The sequence below is a fragment of the Pontibacter rufus genome (assembly GCF_015694705.1).
Lineage (GTDB): Bacteria > Bacteroidota > Bacteroidia > Cytophagales > Hymenobacteraceae > Pontibacter > Pontibacter rufus.
Window position 1 is genome coordinate 297,982 of sequence record NZ_JADQDR010000002.1, and the last position, 23,007, is coordinate 320,988.

Annotated in this window: 15 protein-coding genes; 12 read left to right on the forward strand and 3 right to left on the reverse strand. The window is 50.5% G+C overall.

All coding sequences use genetic code 11. The features are described from left to right. The first annotated feature begins 15 nt into the window (after positions 1 to 15). The 9 genes from I2I11_RS05615 to I2I11_RS05655 all read left to right on the forward strand — a co-directional run bounded on the left by I2I11_RS05615 (position 16) and on the right by I2I11_RS05655 (position 13,856). Entirely contained in the window at positions 16 to 2,412 is a 2,397-nt protein-coding gene (locus tag I2I11_RS05615; protein ID WP_196266686.1) for an ABC transporter permease, read from the forward strand. A 65-nt stretch (positions 2,413 to 2,477) separates the two neighbouring features. Further along, positions 2,478 to 3,221, forward strand: a complete 744-nt coding sequence (locus I2I11_RS05620) for a toast rack family protein (RefSeq protein WP_196266687.1) — start codon at positions 2,478 to 2,480, stop codon at positions 3,219 to 3,221. 231 nt (positions 3,222 to 3,452) lie between these two features. Beyond that, positions 3,453 to 5,846: an ABC transporter permease gene (locus I2I11_RS05625; RefSeq protein ID WP_196266688.1), complete on the forward strand. Its 2,394-nt coding sequence runs from the start codon at positions 3,453 to 3,455 to the stop codon at positions 5,844 to 5,846. Between the two features lie 333 nt (positions 5,847 to 6,179). Beyond that, the gene (locus I2I11_RS05630) at positions 6,180 to 8,057 is read left to right on the forward strand and encodes a M61 family metallopeptidase (protein WP_196266689.1); all 1,878 of its coding nucleotides are present in this window, start codon (positions 6,180 to 6,182) and stop codon (positions 8,055 to 8,057) included. 34 nt (positions 8,058 to 8,091) lie between these two features. Continuing rightward, positions 8,092 to 9,447, forward strand: coding sequence for a TolC family protein (locus I2I11_RS05635; RefSeq protein WP_196266690.1), 1,356 nt, complete (start codon positions 8,092 to 8,094; stop codon positions 9,445 to 9,447). 172 nt (positions 9,448 to 9,619) lie between these two features. Continuing rightward, complete coding sequence (locus I2I11_RS05640) at positions 9,620 to 11,944, forward strand: TonB-dependent receptor (RefSeq protein WP_196266691.1); 2,325 nt, start codon at positions 9,620 to 9,622, stop codon at positions 11,942 to 11,944. Then, complete coding sequence (locus tag I2I11_RS05645) at positions 11,944 to 12,750, forward strand: DUF4249 domain-containing protein (RefSeq protein WP_196266692.1); 807 nt, start codon at positions 11,944 to 11,946, stop codon at positions 12,748 to 12,750. Before I2I11_RS05640 ends, I2I11_RS05645 begins: the two co-directional genes overlap by 1 nt. A gap of 270 nt (positions 12,751 to 13,020) precedes the next feature. Next, on the forward strand, positions 13,021 to 13,320 hold the full coding sequence (locus I2I11_RS05650; RefSeq protein WP_196266693.1) for a DUF6582 domain-containing protein: 300 nt from the start codon (positions 13,021 to 13,023) through the stop codon (positions 13,318 to 13,320). 113 nt (positions 13,321 to 13,433) lie between these two features. After that, entirely contained in the window at positions 13,434 to 13,856 is a 423-nt protein-coding gene (locus tag I2I11_RS05655; protein WP_196266694.1) for a hypothetical protein, read from the forward strand. Positions 13,857 to 13,908: 52 nt separating this feature from the next. Here the strand turns inward: I2I11_RS05655 and I2I11_RS05660 are convergent, their stop codons facing one another. From I2I11_RS05660 to I2I11_RS05670, 3 genes are all read right to left on the reverse strand, one after another. Then, on the reverse strand, positions 13,909 to 14,724 hold the full coding sequence (locus I2I11_RS05660; protein ID WP_196266695.1) for a purine-nucleoside phosphorylase: 816 nt from the start codon (positions 14,722 to 14,724) through the stop codon (positions 13,909 to 13,911). A gap of 341 nt (positions 14,725 to 15,065) precedes the next feature. Continuing rightward, on the reverse strand, positions 15,066 to 16,829 hold the full coding sequence (gene sppA, locus I2I11_RS05665) for a signal peptide peptidase SppA (RefSeq protein ID WP_196266696.1): 1,764 nt from the start codon (positions 16,827 to 16,829) through the stop codon (positions 15,066 to 15,068). 396 nt (positions 16,830 to 17,225) lie between these two features. After that, positions 17,226 to 18,494: a replication-associated recombination protein A gene (locus I2I11_RS05670; RefSeq protein WP_196266697.1), complete on the reverse strand. Its 1,269-nt coding sequence runs from the start codon at positions 18,492 to 18,494 to the stop codon at positions 17,226 to 17,228. A 345-nt stretch (positions 18,495 to 18,839) separates the two neighbouring features. On the opposite strand from I2I11_RS05670, the gene I2I11_RS05675 reads away from it, so the two are divergent. From I2I11_RS05675 to I2I11_RS05685, 3 genes are all read left to right on the forward strand, one after another. Next, positions 18,840 to 19,823, forward strand: a complete 984-nt coding sequence (locus tag I2I11_RS05675; protein ID WP_196266698.1) for an aldo/keto reductase — start codon at positions 18,840 to 18,842, stop codon at positions 19,821 to 19,823. Position 19,824: 1 nt separating this feature from the next. Continuing rightward, positions 19,825 to 20,859 (forward strand): LLM class flavin-dependent oxidoreductase, encoded by a 1,035-nt coding sequence (locus I2I11_RS05680; protein ID WP_196266699.1) that lies wholly within the window; start codon positions 19,825 to 19,827, stop codon positions 20,857 to 20,859. A 259-nt stretch (positions 20,860 to 21,118) separates the two neighbouring features. After that, entirely contained in the window at positions 21,119 to 23,005 is a 1,887-nt protein-coding gene (locus tag I2I11_RS05685) for a 3-keto-disaccharide hydrolase (protein ID WP_196266700.1), read from the forward strand. Positions 23,006 to 23,007 lie beyond the last annotated feature (2 nt).

Genomic DNA, 23,007 nt, shown 5'->3' on the forward strand with positions numbered 1-23,007 from the left:
CTATATATTAAATCTATGCTGCAGAACTATTTTAAAATAGCTTTACGGAACCTTATCCGTAATAAAGTATACTCGGCTATTAACATCGCCGGCTTAGCTATCGGGGTAGCCTCCTGTATACTTATCTTTCTGTATATAAAAGACGAGCTGAGCTATGAGAGCCATTTCGACAAGGCAGACCGCATCGTGCGGCTGGTGGGCGAGATAGATTCTGATGCCGGCCATGAGCAGTTTGCGCTTTCTGCGCCCGCCCTTGCTCCAGCTCTGGTAAAAGATTTCCCGGATGTGGAGCACGTTACGCAGCTGGCAAGAGCCGGTAAGCAAACCGTCTGGTACAAGGATAAGCGCTTTAACGAGGATGACCTGATTTTTGCCGACAGCTCCTTTTTCCAGGTTTTTAACTACGAAATGCTTGCTGGCAACCCGGCCGAAGTATTGGACGAACCCAATACGGTGGTGCTCAGCGAGAAAATGGCTCAGAAATACTTCAACTCCCCGGCTGAGGCGGTTGGTGAAATCTTTACTTTCAGCAACGAGCCTTATCAGGTAACGGGTGTGTTCCGTGATGCCGGCCACTCGCATATCAAAGCCAATGCGTTTATCTCCAGGAGCACGCTGGATGCCAGGCTAGATGATGAAACACGCAACAACCAGTGGTTTGCCATGAGCCGCTATACGTATGTGCTGCTGCACGGCCCCGAGGAGTTTGATGCTTTTCAGGCTAAAATGGATGCTTTTGCCGCGCGGCACGTAAATCCCTGGATAAAGGAAAACGACCTGTCAGGCACCATGCGCTTTGTGGTGCAGCCGCTCAGAACCATCCACTTCGATACCAACTATGCCGCCGACTTAAGCCCGGCAGGCAACATCTCTTATGTCTACATTTTTGCCGCTGTTGCTGTTTTCCTGCTGCTGATTGCCTGCATCAACTACATGAACCTGGCTACTGCGCGCTCAGCCAAACGTGCCAAGGAAGTAGGCCTGCGCAAAGTGGTAGGCGCTGACCGCAGCCAGATTATCCGCCAGTTTATGGGCGAATCCGTGTTTATTACACTCATCGCCGTCATGCTGGCGCTGGCGCTGGTACAGATATTGATTCCGACTTTCAACGCGCTCACCGACAAGAATTTTACATCTGGCTTCTTTTTGCAATGGGAGTTCTTAGCTATTCTGCTGGCCATCGTGGTGTTTGTAGGCATCGTGGCGGGCAGTTACCCGGCCTTCTTCCTTTCGGGCTTTAAGCCAGCCGATGTACTCAAATCAGACAAAGCACCGCGCGGCGGCAGCGCCATCCTGCGCAGGGCACTGGTGGTGCTGCAGTTTACTATTTCGCTCATCATGATTATCGGCACCATTGTGGTGTTCAGCCAGATGAATTTCCTCAAAAACCGCGACCTCGGCTTTAACAAAAACCAGGTCATGGTGATTGACATTCCGCGCGGTGATTCTACACTGGTAAAAGGCCTGCCACGCATCAAGCAGGAACTGCTTAGCAATCCAAATGTGGAGGTTGTGTCTAATACAAATAATATTCCGGCAGAAGGCATGTCGAAGCTGCTGATGCTGATGGAGAAAGATGGCCAGCAGGTAGAGAAAACCATGAACACCATGTTTGTAGACTATGACTTTCTGGATGCCATGGGCATTAAACTGAGCCGCGGCCGCAATTACTCCCGTGACTTTAAAACGGATGAAAAAAGTGCCCTGATTATAAACGAGGCAGCCGCCAAACTCATGGGCTGGACAAACCCGATTGGCAAGCGCATTCAGGTAATGGACCTGGATGCCAAAGTAATTGGCGTAACCAAAGATTTTCACACGAAATCGCTGCATACAGAAGTAGAACCCCTGCTGATGGTGCTTGCCCCCGAATCTGATGGCTACCTGCTGGCCCGTGTGAAGCCGCAGGATATGGCTGCCACTGTAAACTTTATCGAAAACAAGTGGCAGGCTTACGACCCGAAGCACCCCATGGACTACTTTTTTATGGATGAGCATTTTGATGAGCAATACCGCGCTGAGGAGAAAATGCTGACAGTGTTCGGCTACTTTGCAGGGCTCACCATCCTGATTGCCTGCCTTGGTTTGTTCGGCCTGGCCTCTTTCACTGCCGAACAGCGCACCAAAGAAATCGGCATCCGCAAAGTTCTGGGCTCCTCAACCGGCAGCATCGTGCTGTTGCTTTCCAAAGACTTCGCCCTGCTGGTTATGCTATCCATTATACTTGCCAGCCCGGTCGCCTGGTATGGCATGAACAAATGGCTGCAGGACTTTGCTTTTCGGGTGCCGCTTAGCTGGTGGATATTTGCGGCAGCAGGCTGCTCGGCCATGCTGATTGCCCTGCTAACGGTAAGCTTGCAGGCCATGAAAGCGGCCATGCTGGACCCCGTAAATGCCATCCGCACACAGTAATAACTAGCTTGGCTCCGCTAACAGGAGGTCTTTAAAACACCCACATAATCAAACCAAATAGAATTATGAAAAACACCTTGTTGATTGCTCTTTTCCTGTTACCGGCGCACCTGCTGTTCGCGCAGCAAAAGTATACCAAAACAGTATCGGGGGCGGGCGTAAAAAAAGGCAGCATACACTTAGAAATTCCTGCTGGCGAACTGACCCTGAACAGCGACGGCAGTAGCCTGGTCGAAACAGAGGTGCAGTATACTGATGCAGACTGGAAACCCAGCTTAAGCCAGAGCACCAGCAACGGCGTGGTGACGCTCACCTTTAAGCAAAAAGACATTAACAATGGCGATAACGGGGACACTGAAAACAAGTGGCGCGTAAACCTGAGCAAAACTATCCCTACTGATTTATACCTGAAAATGGGCGCCGGTGAAACAAAGCTGGACCTGAGCAACAGCCCTGTGACCAAACTGGATGTGGAAGCCGGTGCGGTATCGCTGAGTGTGAATCTAAAAGGCAGCAAAGCCAGGGAAGTTGACATCAACGCAGGTGTTGGCGAAGTAAACCTGGATCTGACCGGCAACTGGGATCATGATGCAATCATCGACATAGCCGGCGGCATTGGGGAGGTGAACCTCAAGCTGCCAAAAAATACAGGTATCAGGTTAAAAACGGCCGGCTTGGGTGGCAGAGATCTGGGCAACCTGCAGAAAAACGGTAGCTACTATACCAACGCCGCCTACGGCAGAAGCAAGCATACGCTTACCATTTCCGTAGCTGGCGGCCTAGGAAGTATAAATGTGGTGCAGGAGTAGCGAAGTATAATCATCCGGCTTTCCCGGGAGGAAGGAAAAGTTTCGCTCTGCGGAAGTGGATTTGAGGAAGAGCTGTCAACTCAGGAAAAACACAGTATTTAAATGTCATTCCGACGGCAGGAGAAATCTATTACAGATACATTCTAAAGCAACCAGGAGAGCTTTACCTGATTTGGAGAGCACAGGCATCAACTACAGGAAAAGGGTTTTATAAACTATAAACAGGAAAAGATGGTGCAGCATTATTTAAAATCCACCTGGCGCAATTTAACGCGCAACAAAGTGTATACCGCTATCAATGTGGTAGGCCTGGCGATTGGCGTGGCCTCGTGCCTGCTTATTTTCCTGTATGTGCAGCACGAACTGAGTTACGACAAGGCTTTCACCAAACACGACCGGATCTATCGCGTGGTGAATAACCTGATCGTGGGCGACGACGTGGAGAAAGCCTCTATTACGCATGCCGCACTTGCCCCTGGTCTGGCGGGAGACTATCCTGAGATAGAAGCCGCAACCAGAATGATAGACTGGAATAAAAAGGTACTGCGGCTGGAGGAGAAAGCCCTCTCGATTGATCATGTCTTTTTTGTAGACAGTAACTACTTCGACCTGTTCGACTACAAACTGCTGGAAGGCAACCCCAAAACTGCACTGACGGAGCCAAATACCATGGTTATCTCCGAGGAGGTAGCAGGTAAGTTCTTTGCCAATCCGCTGGATGCCATGTTCAGTACCCTGCAGATCGGTGGCGACTCGTATAAGATTACGGGTATTTTAAGGGCAGTTGATGCAGCGCACATGAAGCCTAATGTGCTTATCTCCTTAAACTCTTTGCCTGCCGAGCTACGCGAGCGCTTTAAATCAAACTGGTTCAGCACCAACAGTTATACGTACATACTACTCCGCCAACCCGACCTGGCCAACGCCCTACAGGCCAAGCTGCCGGACTTTGTAGAGCGCCGTGTGGCCCCGGCGCGTGGCGATACCAAAGAACGCGTCGAGCTATACCTGCAGCCGCTCACGTATATTCACTTAAATTCTGATTACCTGTGGGAGGCGTTTCCTGTAGGAAATAAATCATACATCTATATCTTTTCGTTTGTTGGGATTTTTATCCTGCTGATTGCCTCTATCAACTACATGAACCTGGCCACGGCCCGTTCGGTAAAACGTGCCAGAGAAGTAGGGCTGCGCAAAGTGGTAGGCGCCAGCCGCCCGCAACTCATCGCACAGTTCCTGAGCGAGTCGGTTTTGCTCACATTGCTGTCCCTGCTCATTGCGCTTGTTTTTGTGGAACTGCTGTTGCCGAGCTTCAACAGCCTCACCGAAAAGCAGATTCCTTCCACCTACTTCACCAATCCGACATTGTTGCTGCTTATCATAGGCATCGGCATTTTCATTGGGCTGGTGGCTGGCAGCTATCCGGCACTGGTACTGTCGCATTTCCGGCCTGTGGACATTCTCAAATCTGATAAAACGCCACAAGGAGGCGGCGCTATGCTGCGGAAAGCGCTGGTGGTACTGCAGTTCACCATTTCGCTGGTGCTGATAATCGGCACAGTCGTCGTGTACAGCCAGATGCATTACCTCAAAAAACAGGATCTGGGCTTTACGAAAGAGCAGGTGCTGGTCATCGATATCCCAAGCGGCGACTCGGCCATCGTCAGTAAAATGCCCGTGATAAAAGCGGAGCTGCTGCGCAACCCGGCCATTACCAAAGTAGCCACTGCCGGCATGATACCTGGTGAAGAAACAGGCGTCATCATCTTTAATGTGGAGCGTGACGGAAAAATGACCGAAAAAACCATGAACACCATTTGGGTAGATTATGACTATTTCGACCTGATGGGCATCCCCGTGAAGAAAGGCAGAAACTTCTCGAAAGACATGCCGACTGATCTCGACAACGGCTTTATCATCAACGAAGCGGCCGCCAAAGCGCTGGGCTGGACCGACAACCCAATAGGCAAACGCATTGGCGGTTCTGATACTACGTCCGGCCGGGTGATTGGCATGACAGAAGATTTCAACTACAAATCGCTTCACAGCCAGATAGAGCCGCTGGTGATAATGCTGGCTCCCGAAAACAGTGGTTCCTTGTTAGCCCGCATATCGCCCGGGCATTTCAGTGAAACCATGACTTATGTAGAAAGCACATGGCAACGGCTGGCGCCGACGCATCCACTGGATTATACTTTCCTGGACGATAGCTTTAACCAGCAGTACCGCGCCGAGGAGAAAATGCTGACCATTTTCGGGTATTTCGCCGGACTCACCATCCTTATCGCCTGTATGGGCCTTTTCGGGCTGGCCTCCTTTATGGCCGAGCAGCGCACCAAAGAAATCGGCATCCGCAAGGTACTGGGAAGTTCGGTTTCGGATATTGTGTTGCTTTTAACCAAGGATTTTGCCCTGCTGGTGCTGGTGGCCATTGTGCTGGCCTGCCCTATTGCCTGGTATGGCATGGACAAGTGGCTGCAGGACTTCGCCTATCGCACCCAGATCAGCGCCTGGATATTTATACTTTCAGGTTTGGCTGCACTGGCGCTGGCTATACTTACCGTTAGCTACAAAGCCACCCGCGCCGCTTTAACAGATCCGGTGCTGGCGCTGCGCTCCGAATAGAGAATTTGATTAATTGTTTTGTGTTAGTGTTAGTTGTTTAGTGTCAAGGTGAGTCTCCGGTAGGTGTAGTTGCAGCTGCCCTGCCGGAGCATCCTTCACGTATGGGCATCTTGTAGTAACATAAGGTAAAGAGCCACGAAGCAGGTTTATCTATAAAAAAGGGCTGCTGGTCGAAAAGAAGATTAACACAGGAGTCAGTATAGTATCTTTAAGTACAGAAGACCCGGGTATAAAGTGTAGCTTGCTGATACTTATTCCTGGCATAAGGTATGCGTATCAGGAGAAATTTTATCTCCGTTTTACATAAATAAGTCGCTATTTTAAGTATAACTCATGACATTTAAAAAAACATTCCTGCTACTCGGGCTGGGCCTGAGCCTGAACTTACCCGGCTTTGCAGGCCCGCAGGAAGCCCGCACCAATAAGTATAGCTTCACCATCGACCTGACGAAAGTAAAGGACGACAGGATACAGGTAACGTTGCTGGCACCGGATGTAAAGCAGCAGGAAATTGTATACAACATGCCCAAAATTGTGCCGGGCACTTATTCTGTGTCGGATTTTGGCAAGTATGTAACGGACTTTAAGGCGCTGGACAAAAAAGGAAAGCCGCTGGAAGTAGAACAGCTTGACACCAACCGCTGGAAAATAAAGAATGCCTCAAAGCTGGAGAAAATCACCTACTGGACAAACGACACTTTCGACGCCCAGAAGCGGGAAGATGTGCTGTTTGAGCCCGGTGGTACCAACATCGAGGAGAATGAGAACTTCCTGTTGAATACGTTTGGCTTCGTGGGCTACTTTGATGGCATGAAGCAGGTACCTTTTGAGCTGAACATCACCAAGCCAAGTGGCTTTTATGGCTCTACGCCCCTTATAGCTGTTGCTAGCACCGCCACGTCCGATATGTACCAGGTGCCCTCCTACATGGAACTGGCCGATTCGCCGCTGATGTATAACAAGCCAGATACCACGGTGCTGAACGTGGGCGATACCAAAGTGCTGGTGTCGGTTTACTCGCCTACAGGCAAAGTTACATCGAAACCTGTTGCCGCCAACGTGAAGGATATCCTGGAGGCGCAGCGCCAGTACTTAGGCGGCACGCTGCCTGTCGACAAGTATGCTTTTATTATTTATGTATCGGAGAAAGGTGGCAAGTCGGGCGCCTTCGGGGCGCTGGAGCATCCCAACTCTTCGGTATACTTTCTGCCCGAGATGCCGGAAGAAATGTTCAGCAGCACCCTGCGCGACATGGCCGCCCACGAGTTTTTCCACATTGTAACGCCGCTGGGCATCCACTCCGAAGAGATTGGCAATTTCGATTACATCAACCCTAAAATGTCGAAACACCTGTGGCTCTATGAGGGTGTTACAGAATATTTTGCCTCTCATGTGCAGGCGTATGAAGGCCTCTACGATCTGGAAAACTACCTCGACAAGCTGCGCGAGTACATCATCACTTCCAAAACCACCTTTAACGATACCCTGCCCTTTACCCTGATGAGTGCCAACGTGCTGGACAAGCCGTATGCAGATGAGTATGGCAACGTGTATCAGAAAGGGGCTTTGATCGGGTTGATGCTGGACATACAATTGCGCGATTTATCCGGCGGCAAGTATGGCCTGCGCAACCTGATGGCAGACTTGGCCAGGACGTATGGCAAAGAAAAATCCTTTAAGGATGAGGAGCTTTTCGACAAAATTGCAGAGCTGACTTACCCCGAACTCCGGCAGTTTTTTACCCGGTATGTAGAAGGTTCGGAGCCGCTGCCACTTACCGAAATTTTCCGGAAAGTAGGAATTATCTATGAACCTGAAGCTACCATAACGGCCAACTCTTACGGCGGCTTTACGCCAGGCTATGACCAGGAGAGCGGTCATATCATTGTAGCTGAAACCGCCGATATGGATGACTTTGGCCAGGCCATGGGCTTTCAGGAAGGCGACCAGTTGCTGGCCATGAACGGCACCCCCATGACGCCGGTGAACGTCCGCGAATTAATCGGCGAAAAGCTGCAGGAGATGAAGCCGGGCGAGCCAATCACCATCACTGTAGGCCGCAAAGATAAAAAGGGAAAGCTGAAAGAAGTGCAGCTGCAAGGCAAGGTAACACCCACCGAACGGAAAGGGTTGCACCTGCTGAAGCCCGACCCAAATGCTACCCCACAGCAGTTGGAACTGCGGGCTGCCTGGCTAAACAAGCAAGTATAAATCGAATCACGAGCCATTAGTATAAAGTAAACCTATGAAAAATGTTACCCCAAAAGCCCTGCTGCGAAAGCTGGGAGGGCTTGCTGTTTGCCTAGGTGTAGCAGCATCTGTGCAGGCGCAGGAGCTGCTCACACTGGAACAAAGCCTGGAACTGGCGCGCCTGAACAACGTGGCGCTGCGCCAGGCAAAGTATAACAGCTCCAAAGCTACGGTAAAGCTGCGCCAGAACCAGTTTGCCTACCTACCCGCCATTACGGCACGTGGCGATATAAGCCGCGTAAACGGCCTGACCTTCGATAACGTGCAGGGGGAAGTAAAGCGTGGCAATACAACCACCTCCAACCCTTACCTTGTAGGCGAGCTGGTGCTGTTTGAGGGGTTTGCCAGGTTGTTCGAAATGAAGCAGGCACGCGAGCAGGCAACCGCCGGCAAGTATACCGCGTCGCAGGCAGAGATTGACCTGGAAGCCACCATTACAGGTAAATTTATGCAGGCGATTCTGGACCGGGAGAACATCCGGATTGCCACGGAGCGCATTGCCCTGCTCGAGCAGCAAACCAAACGCATGGAAATACTGGAGCGTGCCGGCACCCATACTGAGAGCGACGTTTACCAGCTCAAGTCGCAGCTGGCCACCGAAAAACTGAACCTCATCACCAACCAGAATAATTACCGGCAATCGATGCTGGCGCTGGTACAGGAGATGAACGCGGGTAGTAACCTGGACTATGAGTTGCAGGCCCCAACTGATCCGCTGGACATTACGGCTCCGCTGCCTCCGCTGGATTCGGTGCTGGCCCGTGCGGTAGCTTATTCGCCGCTACTGAAAGCATCGAAGGCCACAGTGGGCGCCACGCAGTATGGTCTCAGCATGGCGCGCAGCAATCTGTCTCCTACCCTGTCGCTCAACGGCATTGTCGGCTCCAACTTCTCCAGCAACATCATGCAAACGAATCCTGAAACCCAGCTGCAGGAGCAGACACCGTATTTCGATCAGCTGAACCAGAACCAGCAGAACATTGTACAGTTGAGCCTGAGTATTCCTGTGTTCAACGGCCTTCGCAATCATTTTCAGGCTCAAATGGCACGCATCGACCTGCGCAATGCCGAACTGGATTATGTTGCAACCGAAAACACGCTGCGGCAAACCGTGCAGCAGGCTTACCAGGATGTGCTGGCCGCACGGGAGAAGTATAATACCGTTATCGCGAACCTGGCCTATACCGAAAAAGCCTACGAAATGGCCCAGCGCCGCTACGAAGCCGGCGTCATGGACTTTTATGCTTACCTCGAATCACTTAACAATAAAAACAAGGCTGAAGCAGAACTCATACAAAGCAAGTGTGAGTTCTATTTTAAGCAACGCATCCTGCAGCTTTACCAGGGCTAAGGTCAAACGTCTGCTACCCGATTTAAAGCCGGCATCCGCAGGGAACCGGCTTCTTTTTTTATTTAGTTATAAACATATATAGATAAATAACGTTATTCTGCAGAACATCTTTGTTCTTGTATTGATATTTTGTTATTTTACGTAACATAATATAGCAAGCTTTACTTCCTTTATGCGTTTCCCGCTGTTCCTGCTGCCTTTATTGCTCGTATTGCTGTGTGTTATACCTGGCTTTGCGCAAACATATGCAGTAAACGGCATCATCAGCTCTACTGATAATGGAGAACCGCTCGCAGGCGCTACTGTCTCGGTGCCGGCGCTGCAGGCAGGCAGCCTCACCAACGAAAAAGGCGCTTATACCTTACAACTGCCCGCCGGCACGCATACGCTGCAGGTAAGTTACCTGGGCTATCAGCCTATTAGCCGCAGCATTCGGGTGAGTAACTCCGGCACAACCATCAACCTGGCCCTGCAGCCCGTGAGCAGCCAGCTGCAGGAGGTAGAAGTGGAAACCAACACGCTGCGCCAGAAACTGAATGATACCCGCATGAGCGTGGAGAAGCTGAGTTCGCGCGAGGCAAAGCTGCTGCCCGCCTTGTTTGGTGAGATAGACCTGATTAAAACGCTGCAGCTAAAGCCCGGCGTTCAGTCCGGTGGCGAGGGCTCTTCGGGCCTGTATGTGCGGGGCGGCGGGCCGGATCAGAATCTGGTGCTGCTGGATGGCGCTGTTATCTACAATCCCTCCCACCTGTTCGGCTTCTTCAGTGTGTTTAACCCGGATGCAGTAAAAAGTGTGGAGCTGTATAAGGGTGGTTTTCCGGCACAATTTGGGGGCAGGCTCTCCTCGGTGCTGGACGTAGACATGAACGAAGGTAACAACGAAAGCATCCATACTTCGGGCGGCCTGGGCCTGATTTCCTCCCGCCTTACGGTAGAGGGGCCTGTCATAAAAGACAAAGCAACCTTTACCATATCCGGCCGCCGCACTTATGTAGATGTATTTACGCGCCAGATAAACAAGTGGAGCGAGGGCAAGGAGGACTACAACCCCATTCCTGATTACTATTTCTACGACCTTAACGGCAAGTTTACCTACAAGCTAGGCGCTAACGACCAGTTGTACCTGAGCGGCTACTATGGCCGCGACTTTTTCAACTTCGACAACAACGGTTTTAAGTTTGGCTTTAACTGGGGCAATACGATGGCGGCGCTACGCTGGCGGCACAAGTATAACCCGCGCCTGTATGCCAACACCACCCTGAGCGCCACCAGCTATCAGTATACCATTAAAAACGAGTTTGATGTTTTCTCATTGGATCTCACCTCCGCCATTCGGGATTATAGTTTAAAAACCGACTATGATTTGTTTGTGGATGGCGGCCACAGCATCAGGTTCGGGGCCATGGCTACGTATCATGGTTTTACGGTGGGCAAACTCAACACCTACAACGGCGACAGCCTTACCATCGGGGCAGGCAGCAATTACAAAGCCGCTGAATTTGGCGTTTATGCCGCCGACGATTACCAGGTAAACGCCAGGCTCTCGCTCAACTACGGGCTGCGCCTGTCGGGATTCGGCAACAGCGGCAAGGTATACATGGGCCTGGAGCCGCGCGCTTCAGCCAAGTATAACCTCTCCGAAACGGTCTCGCTCAAGGGCAGCTTTGCCAGTATGATGCAGTACATCCACCTGGTATCTAACTCCGGCGCTTCGCTGCCTACCGATATCTGGTACCCGTCTACGCGCTACGTAAAGCCGCAACGCTCGCAGCAGGTAGCGCTGGGCGTAAGCAAGCTGTTCGGCAACGGCAGGTTTCTGCTCACCAACGAAGTATACTATAAATGGATGCACCGCCAGATCGATTTTCGCAATGGCGCCAACCTGTTCTTAAACGACAGCCTGGAGAGCGAATTCCTGTTTGGCAAAGGACGCAGCTATGGGAACGAAGTGTACCTCGAAAAAACAAAAGGCAAAACTACCGGCTGGATTGGCTATACTTTGTCGTGGACGGAGCGGAAGTTTGACATGGAGGATAATACCGAAGACATAAACGGCGGCAACTGGTTTCCGGCACGATACGATCGCCGCCACGACCTGAACGTGGTGGTGCTGCACAAACTAAGTAAACGCCTCAGCCTGACAGGTGTATTCGTTTTCAGCACCGGCGATGCTTATTCGATGCCGGTGGCCCGTTTTGCTTTTCAGGATGTGGAAGGGGAAGATGCTGCGGTGGTGCCCATCTATCTCAGGCGCAACGGCTTCAGGCAGGTATCCTATCACCGTCTCGACCTGGGAGCGGTGCTAAAACTGCGGCCAAAGCACGGCGAGGCCGATTTAACATTTAGCGTATACAATGCCTATAACCGTCGTAACCCTTACTTTGTATACATCGAGCAGCGCAAAGACGAAGGTGACGGACGGATTCTGGGCTTCCAGGCGAAACAGGTATCCCTTTTCCCGGTTGTTCCTTCAGTTACCTACAACTTCAAATTCTGATGACGCGCATATTTTTATACTTGCTGTTGCCCCTGCTGCTACTGCTCTGCAGTTGTGATCTTCAAAAAGATATTGAAGTTGAACTGCCACCCTATGCACCCCAACTGGTAGTAGAGTGCTATCTGGAGCCCGGCCAGCCATTCCGGTTGACGGTGCTGGAAAGCAGCAGTTATTTTGAAACGCCCCAGCCGGTGGTGGTTGACGATGCACAGGTATACATTACCTACAACGGCAAAAGAACAGAGGTGCCCTACAAGCCAACTTACAATGAGAGCTCCGGCCGCCTGTATACACATGTTTCTGATGAGGTAATGAACGGCAAGCCAGGTGATGTATATGACCTGGAGGTAAGGGACGAAAAGGGCAGGAAGGTAACCGGCACTACCACCATCCTGCCAAAGGTGCCCATCGATACCATAGAATGGAAGTTTAACGAAAAAGATAAAGCCTACCTGCTCACCAGCTTCCAGGACAACCCCAACTCAGCAGATTATTACCGCTACTTTGTGCACCAGGACAGCCTTAAAACAGACCCAGACCAAAATTTTACCAGTTCCGATAATTTATCAAACAACAAGCGCATATCCTATGGTTCTGGCTTCGACTATGAGCAGGGCGATGTAGTTATTGTTACGCTATTCCACATCGAGAAGCAGTACTACGATTTTCTGAACTCCACCGCCGATGCCCGTAACGCCAACGGCAACCCCTTTGCACAGCCCGCACAAATTGAATCTTCCGTACAGGGCGGCATCGGCATTTTTACCAACCTGGCTTTCGACCGCAAAGTGGTGGTAATAAAGTAGCCGCGTCCAGTAACCGGCAGGCTTTCAGCCAAAGTATAGCAGGCGGAATTAAAGCATGTAGCTTAAGTATGGCTATATCAGGTACAAGGCTCTTTTCTTTATTTTGATAAGCAGCATTCTATACTTCACGGTAAAACATTTAAAATGTACTCTTTATTTTATCCGCTTCCTTATTCGATACAGTGCTTCAAATCCTTTTGCTTTTATGAACGTTTTCTACTATTAACTAGCACAGGATTTACAAGAACTAAAATAAAGGAGGTGAAAACAATGGCAAAAACAACCTGGAAAGCGGATACGACGCATGGCGATTTAAGCACCAAAGAAAAAAACGATTTACCGGACAGTGTTTTCGCTTTTCCGAAACAGCGCAAAGAGCCTTTAACGGACGCTTCGCACGTTAAAAATGCCCTGGCACGATTTGACCAGGTAAAAGGTGTGACAGATGAAGATCGCGATTTAGCTTTCGCCAATATCAGGAAAGCCGCCGAACATTACGGCGTGGAAGTCAGCGAGACCAACTGGCACGAACTCGGCAAAACACCGCATACTAAAAACCCGTCTCATTAACCGCAAATTAAGATTTGCAGCAGAAGTATAAAGTATAGCAGGAAAAATTAAAGCCTGGAAGTATAACGGTTAAATATAAATAAATATATTTGAGTAAACCTATACTTCCTCCTATGAAAGCAAAACTTTTACTCACACTGCTATTCGCCTTGTTGCTGGCACAGAAAGGTTTCTGCCAGTTAAACGTTTCCTACCACCAGTCCAGCCTGCCATTTATTGCCGTGGGCTACGAGTCCGTGCACTGGACACCCGAGCTACGGCTAAACACGGACATTTATACTTCTGACCTGAGTGCCGAGGTGGTGGTGCCTTACAAAATCGTGCGCAAAGAAAGTTATTACCTGGATGCCGGCTTGGGTTTCCGCGCTGGCCTTAATCAGGGGCTGTTAGTGCCCGTGGGCCTCTCGGTTTTCCCGTTTGAGCGGAAGCAGTTTGGCTTTCATACAGAACTTGCCTGGCTGACCGGCATCGGCGGCTCCAGTTCTGTGCTGCGCGGCAGCTGGGGCATCACGTTCCGGTTCAAGGAAAAATCTTAGCTGTAAGGCAGCAGCACCTACACACTGCCGCTGCCTTCAATTTCTTTTAAAGTTAACTGTTCCGGATCAGCTCCCGGATCAGCATGGTCATATGTGGCTCTGCTTTGGCAGCGGCGGCCAGTATATCGGCCAGCACCACCTGCTTCAGTTGCCCGGGCGTGCACATATCCGTTATCACCGAAACAGCAAACACCGGCAGCCCCATGTGGCGTGCGGCAATTATTTCCGGCACTGTAGACATGCCCACGGCATCGGCCCCGATAATACGCATGAATTTATACTCGGCTTTGGTTTCCAGCATCGGGCCGGGCGCGCTCACGTATACGCCCTCGCGCAAATCGAAACCAGCGTCTTCGGCAATCACCATCGCCTGCCGTATCATCTCTTCGTCGTACACGTCGCTCATGTCGGGGAAGCGCGGCCCAAGTTCGTCCAGGTTTTTACCTATCAGCGGGTTGCCGGGCAGCAGGTTGATGTGATCCGTAATCACCATCAGGTCGCTCATGTTAAAAGCGGGGTCCAGTCCGCCTGCCGCATTCGACACAAACAGCTTCCGGATGCCCAGCAGCTTCATTACGCGCACCGGAAACACCACCTGGTTCATGGTATAGCCTTCGTAGTAATGAAAACGGCCCTGCATCACCACCACACGGCGGCCTGCCAGCAGCCCGAATATGAGCTTGCCCGAGTGGCTCTCTACCGTAGAAACCGGAAAGTGCGGAATATCGGCATAAGATAAGCTATATGCCACCTGCACCTCGTTTACCAAAGCTCCAAGGCCGGTGCCCAGTATAATACCAAATTCCGGCGCATAGTTATCTGTCGCATTTTGCAGGTAAGTGGCGGCTTCCTGTATAGATTGTATCATAAGTTAGTGTGCTGATTTGCTAATGTGCTGATGTACTAATTTGATAATGTGTTGATACCTTGATGTGCTGATGAATGTAGATGTATAATAAAAGAGTTGATGTTGTCCAAAGCAGGTGCCATATTTCATGATTCTCTCATCGGCACATCAACACGTTAAATAATCAGCACATTAATTTCTCCGGCAAGTTGCAAAAAACAACTCACCTGTAAAACAAAACCGCCCTTAGATATCTAAGAGCGGTTTTGACTATAAATTTTACACAGTTCTTGCTACTTCTTTGTCTCAGAAGATCAAATCATCCTATGCAGTTATTCAAAATTCAGTTATTCTGAATTACCTTACTGCACCTCCAGTTCGTACGGCAGGCGTGCCTGCATACCTTGTAGTACTTCTACCTTTTTGTAGAGTTTGTAATACAGGTACAGCTCGCCCATTTCCGCTTTGATAGACTGCTCTTTTACCTGCGATCCCATATCGCCAAACAGTTCTTCGAAGAAAGACTTGCGGCGCGGCAGGTCCAGCAGGCGGTAATCGTCTTTAATGCCTGCTTTGGCCGCTGCAATGGCAATAGCTTTTTCGAGCCCGCCATAGGTATCCACCAGGTTGCGCTGTTTGGCCTCGAGGCCGGACCATACACGGCCTGATGCCAGCGTTTTCAGGTGCTCCTGCGTCATGCCGCGGCCTTTGGCAGCTTTGCTGGTAAAAGTTTCATAAATCTGATTGACTTCGTTCTGCACAATCTCCTTTTCCTGCTCCGTCATAGGGCGGGTAATGGTGGGCATGTCGGAGAATTTGCCTGTACTGACGTGATCGACCGTAACGCCCAGTTTGTTGTTAAGGAAGCCCTGTATGTTCGGGATAATGCCGAACACGCCGATGCTGCCCGTAATAGTATTGGGGTGCGCCACAATGGTATCGCAGCCCATGGCTATATAGTAACCCCCAGAGGCAGCCACATCCGACATAGAAGCGATAACGGGCTTCACTTTTTTGGTCAGCTGAATCTCGCGCCAGATAACATCGGAGGCCAGCGCACTGCCACCCGGTGAACTGATGCGCAGCACCACGGCTTTCACTTTATCGTTCATGCGAGCCTCGCGTAATGCTTCTGTAAAGCGCGTGCTGCCAATGTTGCCTTCCTCGCCTTCGCCATCCACAATATCGCCTTCGGCATAAATTACGGCAATGCGGTTTTTAGAAGTGTTCGTTTCGCCGCTGTCTTTCACCTTTTTATACTTCGATAACTGCACCAGTTCCAGCTTGTCGTCCTCGTTTACGCCTGCTTTGGATTTCATGTAATCAATGGCTTCGTCGTAATAGCCGACATCCGTTATCAGGCCATACTTTTTGGCATCCTCGGCGTTGCGCACCAGCATGTTGTCCGAGATGTTCTTTACCTCCTCAAAGGTTTTGCCGCGCGATTTCGCAATATTCTGCAGCTGAAAGTTATTGATGGAGTTGAGGAAAGAACTTAACTGCTCGTGGTTCGGAGCGCTTATCTTGTCCAGGAAGAATGGTTCCACCGCGCTTTTGTAGGTGCCCACTTTAAAAATCTGTACGTCGATATCGAGCTTGTCCAGCAGGTTTTTATAGAAGTATACTTCCGAGCTCATGCCGTTGAACTCCAGCGCGCCGAGCGGGTTGAGGTATATTTTATCGGCCACAGAGGTAAGATAATATCCTTTCTCGGTCGCCACATCGCCGTAAGCCACAATAAATTTGCCTGACTTTTTGAAGCTGATCAGTTCATTGCGGATTTCCTCCATTTTGCCCATACCCGCATCCACAAAGCCCAGGTTCAGGAAAATCCCTTCTACGTTGTCGTCTTTTTTGGCGCGGCGAATGGCGGCTTTAATCTGATCCAGTCCATCGGTGCTCGACAGCGCACCAAACGAAAAGCCTAATTCGGACAGCGGGTTTTCGGGGTCGCGCTCTGCAATAGGTCTGTCCAGTTTCAGTTCCAGAACCGAGCCTTTCGTTATCTGCACCTCGTCTTCGGAAGCTGAACTTGCTGCAATACCAACCAGCAGCAATACACTGATAAAAAAGAATACGAGCAGGCCGATCACCGTCGCCAGCACATATTTCAGGAAGTTTAACATATAGATTTAAGTGTTTGAGATGTGGGCATTAACAGGGAACATCTGTTCCCAAAAGGTAAGTAAAAGTTACCGGAATATCAGTTATAAACATTAATTTGTGAAGCTTACAGGACAAAATCAAAGTAATCCGCATACTTCATAAGCAAATTTACAACCTATTTTTCACCCGCTCCCCGCTTCTCGACCAACTTCCCCTTTTCCTAGACGAACCTTGGGAGAGTTCCGAATTGCGAGTTCCAAGTTCCGAGTCTCAAGAAATTAATTTAATAAGAAGAGCGGATAAGGTAAAAACTAGAATGAATAATTATGTAATGTTTCCCTCTGCTTCAGTAGTGTTGCCTTACACCACACTTTACTTATTACATCAACTCGGAACTCGGAACTCACAACTCGGAATTAATACCCATACTTCTTTCCCCACTGTGCCTGCAGTTGTTTGCGCATATCGTTTTCGCGTCCGTTCTGGCCGGGCTGGTAAAAAGCAGTGCTGCTGAGCTCCTGCGGCATAAACTCCTGTTGCACAAAGTTGCCTTCATAGTCGTGCGCATACTTGTAGTTGTTGCCGTAGCCGATTTCCTTCATCAGCTTGGTAGGTGCGTTGCGGATATGGAGCGGCACCGGCAGGTTGCCCGTTTGCTGCACCATGGCCCGCGCCTGTTTGATGGCCTTGTACGAGGCATTGCTCTTGGGAGAGGTAGCCAGGTATACGGTGCATTGCGAAAGTATAATTTCCGCCTCCGGGTAACCAATCATCTGCACTGCCTGGAAGCAGGACGTAGCCATGAGCAGCGCATTGGAGTTGGCCAAACCAATGTCTTCCGAGGAAGCAATGAGTAAACGGCGGGCGATAAACTTCGGATCTTCGCCGCCTTCTATCATGCGGGCCAGCCAGTATACGGCCGCATTGGGGTCAGAGCCGCGGATAGACTTGATATAGGCCGACACCAGGTCATAGTGCATCTCGCCTGATTTATCATACAGCACAATGTTCTGCTGCGCTACCTGCTGCACCAGTTCGTTGGTCACTACTATTTCCTCCCCTTTCCCGCTTTCAGCCACAATTTCCAGCAGGTTCAGCAGCTTGCGCGCATCGCCGCCCGAAATGGTCAGCAGCGCTTCATACTCCTGCACTTTTACCTTGCGGTGGCGCATCCATTCATCCTGCTCCAGCGCCTTATCTACCAGTTCTATCAGCTCGTCTTTGGTCAGGTGCTTGAGGATGTATACCTGGCAGCGCGACAGCAAAGCCGAAATCACCTCAAACGACGGATTTTCGGTAGTGGCGCCTACCAGCGTCACCACACCTTTCTCCACGGCGCCCAAAAGCGCGTCCTGCTGAGATTTGTTGAAACGGTGGATCTCGTCGATGAACAGCACAGTGCCCTGCCGTTTTTTAGCCTGATCTATCACCTCGCGGATATCTTTTACACCAGAGTTGATGGCGCTGAGGGCTACAAAAGGTACTTTCATCTGGTTGGCAATGATGTTGGCCAGCGTGGTTTTGCCCACGCCGGGTGGCCCCCACAAAATCATACTTGGAATGACGCCGCCCTCGATGTAGCGGCGCAAAATGCCGTTGGGGCCAACCAGGTGCTTCTGGCCGTAGTATTGGTCAAGGGTATGGGGGCGCATGCGCTCGGCAAGCGGTATGTTCGGGTGGTTCATCGGCGCTATACTTTTCCGGAATCAGTTAAAGACAAAGCTACGCATTTACGGGGAAAGAGGTAAAGTATAAACGTTCACTTCCATTACTTCTCCTCACCCGCTTTGAGCAGTTGTGGTCAAAACATCATCAACAGAGATGAAGCGACAACAAGTATAAATCACCAAAGCTGTTAACCTGTCTCCGTCAGTAGAAAAAGAACAGAATCTTCGATGTTTAAACATATAGAATCGTAAACTGTTAGCTATACTTACGGCAGGAGAGCAACTACAATTAATCTTGCATAGTACATAATAACTTGATTCTAGCTTTCGCTATACCTGCTAACCACCTATAAAAATTATACTATGAAATACAGACAATTAGGAAATACAGGCGAGCAGCTTTCTGCCATCGGTTTGGGCTGCATGGGCATGAGCCAGTCGTATGGCACCCGCAACGACGAGGAATCTATTGCCACGCTGCACCTGGCGCTGGACCTGGGCATCAACTTCTGGGACACCGCCGACGTGTATGGCCCGCATCACAACGAAGAATTGATCTCGAAGGTGCTGGCGCCTAACCGCGACAAAATTTTTGTCGCCACCAAGTTCGGCTTTCAGCAACAGGATGACGGCAGCATGGCTTTTAACGGATCGCCGGCCTACATGCGCCAGGCGGTGGAAGGCAGCCTGAAGCGGCTGAAGGTGGACGTGATTGACCTGTACTACGCGCACCGCATCGACCCGAACGTGCCGGTAGAAGAAATGGTAGGCGCGATGGCTGACTTAGTGAAACAAGGCAAAGTGCGCTACATTGGGCTGTCGGAGGCTTCGCCGGCTTCTATTCGCAAAGCACATGCTGTGCATCCTATTGCTGCCGTGCAGTCAGAATATTCCCTGCTTACCCGCGGGGTGGAGAAAGAAGTATTGCCGCTCACCAAAGAACTGGGCATTGCTTTCGTGCCGTTCAGCCCACTGGTACGCGGCCTGGTAACCAACACGGTAGATGTGGCCAGCCTGCCGGAGAATGACATGCGCAAGTCGCTGCCACGCTTTAAAGAAAACGAGCACCTGGACAACAACCAGCAACTGGCGAAGGCTTTCGCAGATGTTGCGGCGCAGAAAAACTGCACACCTGCACAGCTGGCCCTTGCCTGGGTGCTGGCGCAGGGCGAGAACATCATTCCCATACCTGGTACCAAAAGAAGAAAATACCTGCAGGAAAATGCCGGTGCCGTGAACATAAACCTGACTGCTTCAGATTTGCAGGCCATAGAAGGCTTGCTGGCAAAGTATCCCAACGTGGGCAGCCGCTACAACGAAGCACAACTGAAGATGGTAGATAAATAAGATGGAAAACAGGAAAATCAAACTAAGCATACTCGACCAATCTATTGTGAGCAAAGGACTAAGCGCCCGCGAAGCCTTGCAGCAAACGATAGCTATTGCCAGGCTGGGAGATAAGCTGGGCTTTACGCGTTTCTGGGTGTCCGAGCATCACAACATGGCGACAATTGCCGGCTCCGCGCCTGAAGTGCTGATGGTAAAGCTGGCCGACGCGACCGAACAAATCCGCATTGGCTCCGGCGGCATTATGCTGCCCAACCACAGCGCCCTGAAAGTAGCCGAAAATTTCCGGATGCTGGAAGCGCTTTTCCCCGGCCGCATCGACCTGGGCATGGGCCGCGCCCCCGGCGGCGACCGCCTGACCTCTTATCTGCTGAACCCATCCAACGAATTCAGCGACGAAGGCTACGTGCAGCAGTTGGATTACCTGCAGCTCTTTTTTACCGACACAGCCTCTTCGGAGCGCGGGCGTATACTGGCCGTACCGCAGGCCGCTACCGCACCGATGCAATGGATGCTTAGTTCTTCCAGCGGCGGCAGCAGCAAGCTGGCATCCAAGTATGGCATGGGCCTGGCTGTCGCCAAATTCATCAACGGGCACGCGCAGCCCGACATGGTGGCGGATTATAAAAATGCGTTTGTACCTTCCGAACAATTTCCTGAGCCGGCCGCCCTGGTAGCCATCATGGTGGTTTGCGCCGATTCCGAGGAGAAAGCCGGCCAGATGCGCAAGGTGCTGGATTACCGGTTTGTGCAGATGGAAAAAGGAAATTTTGACCCGATAGGTTCTTACGAGGAAATAAAGGATTACGTGTTCTCGCCGCTGGAGCAGGAGCGCATCAAAGCCAATGCCAACCGGGTAATTTCGGGCACACCGGACAAGGTAAAGGAAGAAATTACCAAACTGGCAGATGACTTTGGAGTAGATGAAATCATGGCAACCACGATGACGACGACCTTTGAAGACAGGAAGCATTCTTTTGAGCTGCTGGCCGAAGCCTTTGCACTTCGTAACACAGCACAGCAGGAGAACAGATAAGCGCCGGCATGCCGGCGACGCCAACCATAAAGCTCTTCAGAATATTGTTATAGCTACTTAAATTATACCAGGAGTAGTATTCTTTTTCTTATAAAGTATTATTGCTTACCTTGCTCTCTGGCTGAGAAACTAACTTTATTACCAGGGTTAGCTATCGGCTAAGTGTGCTACTTTGTGCCGGTGGAGGGCAGTACATGAAGCATTACCGGAAATCGTTTTAAAGGCTTTATCCATTTCCGTTAAGAAAAACAGATATACTATGCTACGTTATTCTTCTATGTTCCTTTTGTGCCTGATCCTTTTCCATGTAAAGGCATCAGCTCAGGAAAAAGAACTGCCTTCTACCCGTATTTCCCTGCAAAACCTTAATGACTTTAAACCGGCTGGCAGCAACTGGAAAATTGCCGGTGATGTTTTCTATGATTTAAAGAAGAGCCAGGAAGGTAAAATCCAGCCTGGTGCAGGCGTATTGGTAAATGATCTGTCCGGCAAAACCGCTGACAACCTGTTTACCAAAATGGAACACGGCGACATTGAACTGGATCTGGACTTTATGATGAACAAGGGTTCAAACTCCGGCATTTACCTGCAAGGGCGTTATGAAGTGCAGCTACTCGACAGCTGGGGTGTTCAGAACCCTACGTCGGCGGACTGTGGCGCCATCTATGAACGCTGGGACGAAACACAGCCGGAAGGGCAAAAAGGCTATGAAGGCCATGCACCGGCACAAAATGTAAGCAAAGCGCCGGGCTTGTGGCAGCACCTTAAAATTGTGTTCCGGGCACCGCGCTTTAACGAGAAAGGCGAAAAGATTGCTGATGCCCGCTTTGTAAAAGTAGTTCAGAATGGCGTTACGCTGCATGAAAACATCGAAGTAACCGGGCCGACCCGCGCTGCGGCCTTTCAGGACGAAAAACCTCTGGGCCCGCTTATGCTGCAAGGCGATCACGGACCTGTAGCTTTCCGGAATATCAGCTACAAAGCTTACGGAACAGAGCCGGTTACATTAACAAACATGACCTTAAAATCTTATGAGGGAAAGTTTAATGCTGTGTCTGATTTCGAAGCCCTTGCGCCAGCCACCGAAATGAAAATTGATGTACTGGAGCACCTGGCGCCAGGAGACAAAAACAACTTCGCCGGAAAAATAGCAGGCACCCTGCATGTGCCGCACACAGGAGATTACCTGTTTAACCTGAACCTGAAATGGATTCCGCTCGATACCAATCCGGCCAATCCGAATGGCGGCGGAGCGCTTACTATCGGAAATAAGCAGGTATTCAGCTTCGACGGAAAAACAGTGGGAAGCGGCGCAGCCATGGTTCACCTAGAAGAAGGCGACTACCCTGTTGTGCTTTCCTACTATAAGAAATACGGACACTGGTATGCGCCAAGCAACGATATCACGCTTTCTGTTGAGGGGCCTGGCGTGCCATTCACGCTTTTGAATACCCCTTTGCGTGCCGCCGATCCGGTTGGCGCGATTACGGTGCTGGCCGAAAACGAACCCGTGATGCAGCGAAGTTTTATGCAGCATCAGGGCAGCAAGAAAACACACGTCATTTCTGTCGGGGAGCCCGGTAACGCTAATTATACTGTTGATCTGCGCACAGGTGATTTTCTGCAGCTATGGCGTGGCAAATTTCTAGAGACAACCCCTATGTGGCACGAACGCGGCGAAAGCCAGCTGGCTGTTCCGTTAGGCAGTGTGATTGCGTTTGCTGAAAAGCCTTCGCTTACTTTTCTGGAAGATAAAAATGCAGCCTGGCCTGACTCAAACACAACCTACAATTACCTAGGGTATGATATAGATAAAGCCGGCAGGCCTACCTTTAAGTATACTTTGGGTGCAGCGAGTATAAAAGAAGCCTTTAAGCCGGAAGAAGGCGGGAAAAAGCTGGTGCACTCCTTTACCATCGTGCCTGGCCAGGAAACAAAAGAAATGTGGTGCAGGGTAGCTGAAGGAAATAACATTACCGCCCTGCCCAACGGCCTGTATGCCATCAACGACAAACAATACCTGATTGAGCTGCCCCGCAAGGCAAAACCTCTCATCCGAACTACTGCACAAAATACGCAGGAGCTGCTTCTGCCGGTAAGCGCAAAAGACAAGGAGGCAGTGGTAACATATTCTATCGTTTGGTAGGC

Bases quoted from the DNA above. Each gene is read 5' to 3' on its own strand.
- I2I11_RS05675 (WP_196266698.1), top strand. From the start codon at position 18,840: ATGAAATACAGACAATTAGGAAATACAGGCGAGCAGCTTTCTGCCATC.
- I2I11_RS05680 (WP_196266699.1), top strand. From the start codon at position 19,825: ATGGAAAACAGGAAAATCAAACTAAGCATACTCGACCAATCTATTGTG.
- I2I11_RS05660 (WP_196266695.1), bottom strand. From the start codon at position 14,724: ATGATACAATCTATACAGGAAGCCGCCACTTACCTGCAAAATGCGACA.
- I2I11_RS05615 (WP_196266686.1), top strand. From the start codon at position 16: ATGCTGCAGAACTATTTTAAAATAGCTTTACGGAACCTTATCCGTAAT.
- I2I11_RS05650 (WP_196266693.1), top strand. From the start codon at position 13,021: ATGGCAAAAACAACCTGGAAAGCGGATACGACGCATGGCGATTTAAGC.
- I2I11_RS05655 (WP_196266694.1), top strand. From the start codon at position 13,434: ATGAAAGCAAAACTTTTACTCACACTGCTATTCGCCTTGTTGCTGGCA.
- I2I11_RS05640 (WP_196266691.1), top strand. From the start codon at position 9,620: ATGCGTTTCCCGCTGTTCCTGCTGCCTTTATTGCTCGTATTGCTGTGT.
- sppA (WP_196266696.1), bottom strand. From the start codon at position 16,829: ATGTTAAACTTCCTGAAATATGTGCTGGCGACGGTGATCGGCCTGCTC.
- I2I11_RS05670 (WP_196266697.1), bottom strand. From the start codon at position 18,494: ATGAACCACCCGAACATACCGCTTGCCGAGCGCATGCGCCCCCATACC.
- I2I11_RS05630 (WP_196266689.1), top strand. From the start codon at position 6,180: ATGACATTTAAAAAAACATTCCTGCTACTCGGGCTGGGCCTGAGCCTG.
- I2I11_RS05620 (WP_196266687.1), top strand. From the start codon at position 2,478: ATGAAAAACACCTTGTTGATTGCTCTTTTCCTGTTACCGGCGCACCTG.
- I2I11_RS05625 (WP_196266688.1), top strand. From the start codon at position 3,453: ATGGTGCAGCATTATTTAAAATCCACCTGGCGCAATTTAACGCGCAAC.
- I2I11_RS05645 (WP_196266692.1), top strand. From the start codon at position 11,944: ATGACGCGCATATTTTTATACTTGCTGTTGCCCCTGCTGCTACTGCTC.
- I2I11_RS05685 (WP_196266700.1), top strand. From the start codon at position 21,119: ATGCTACGTTATTCTTCTATGTTCCTTTTGTGCCTGATCCTTTTCCAT.
- I2I11_RS05635 (WP_196266690.1), top strand. From the start codon at position 8,092: ATGAAAAATGTTACCCCAAAAGCCCTGCTGCGAAAGCTGGGAGGGCTT.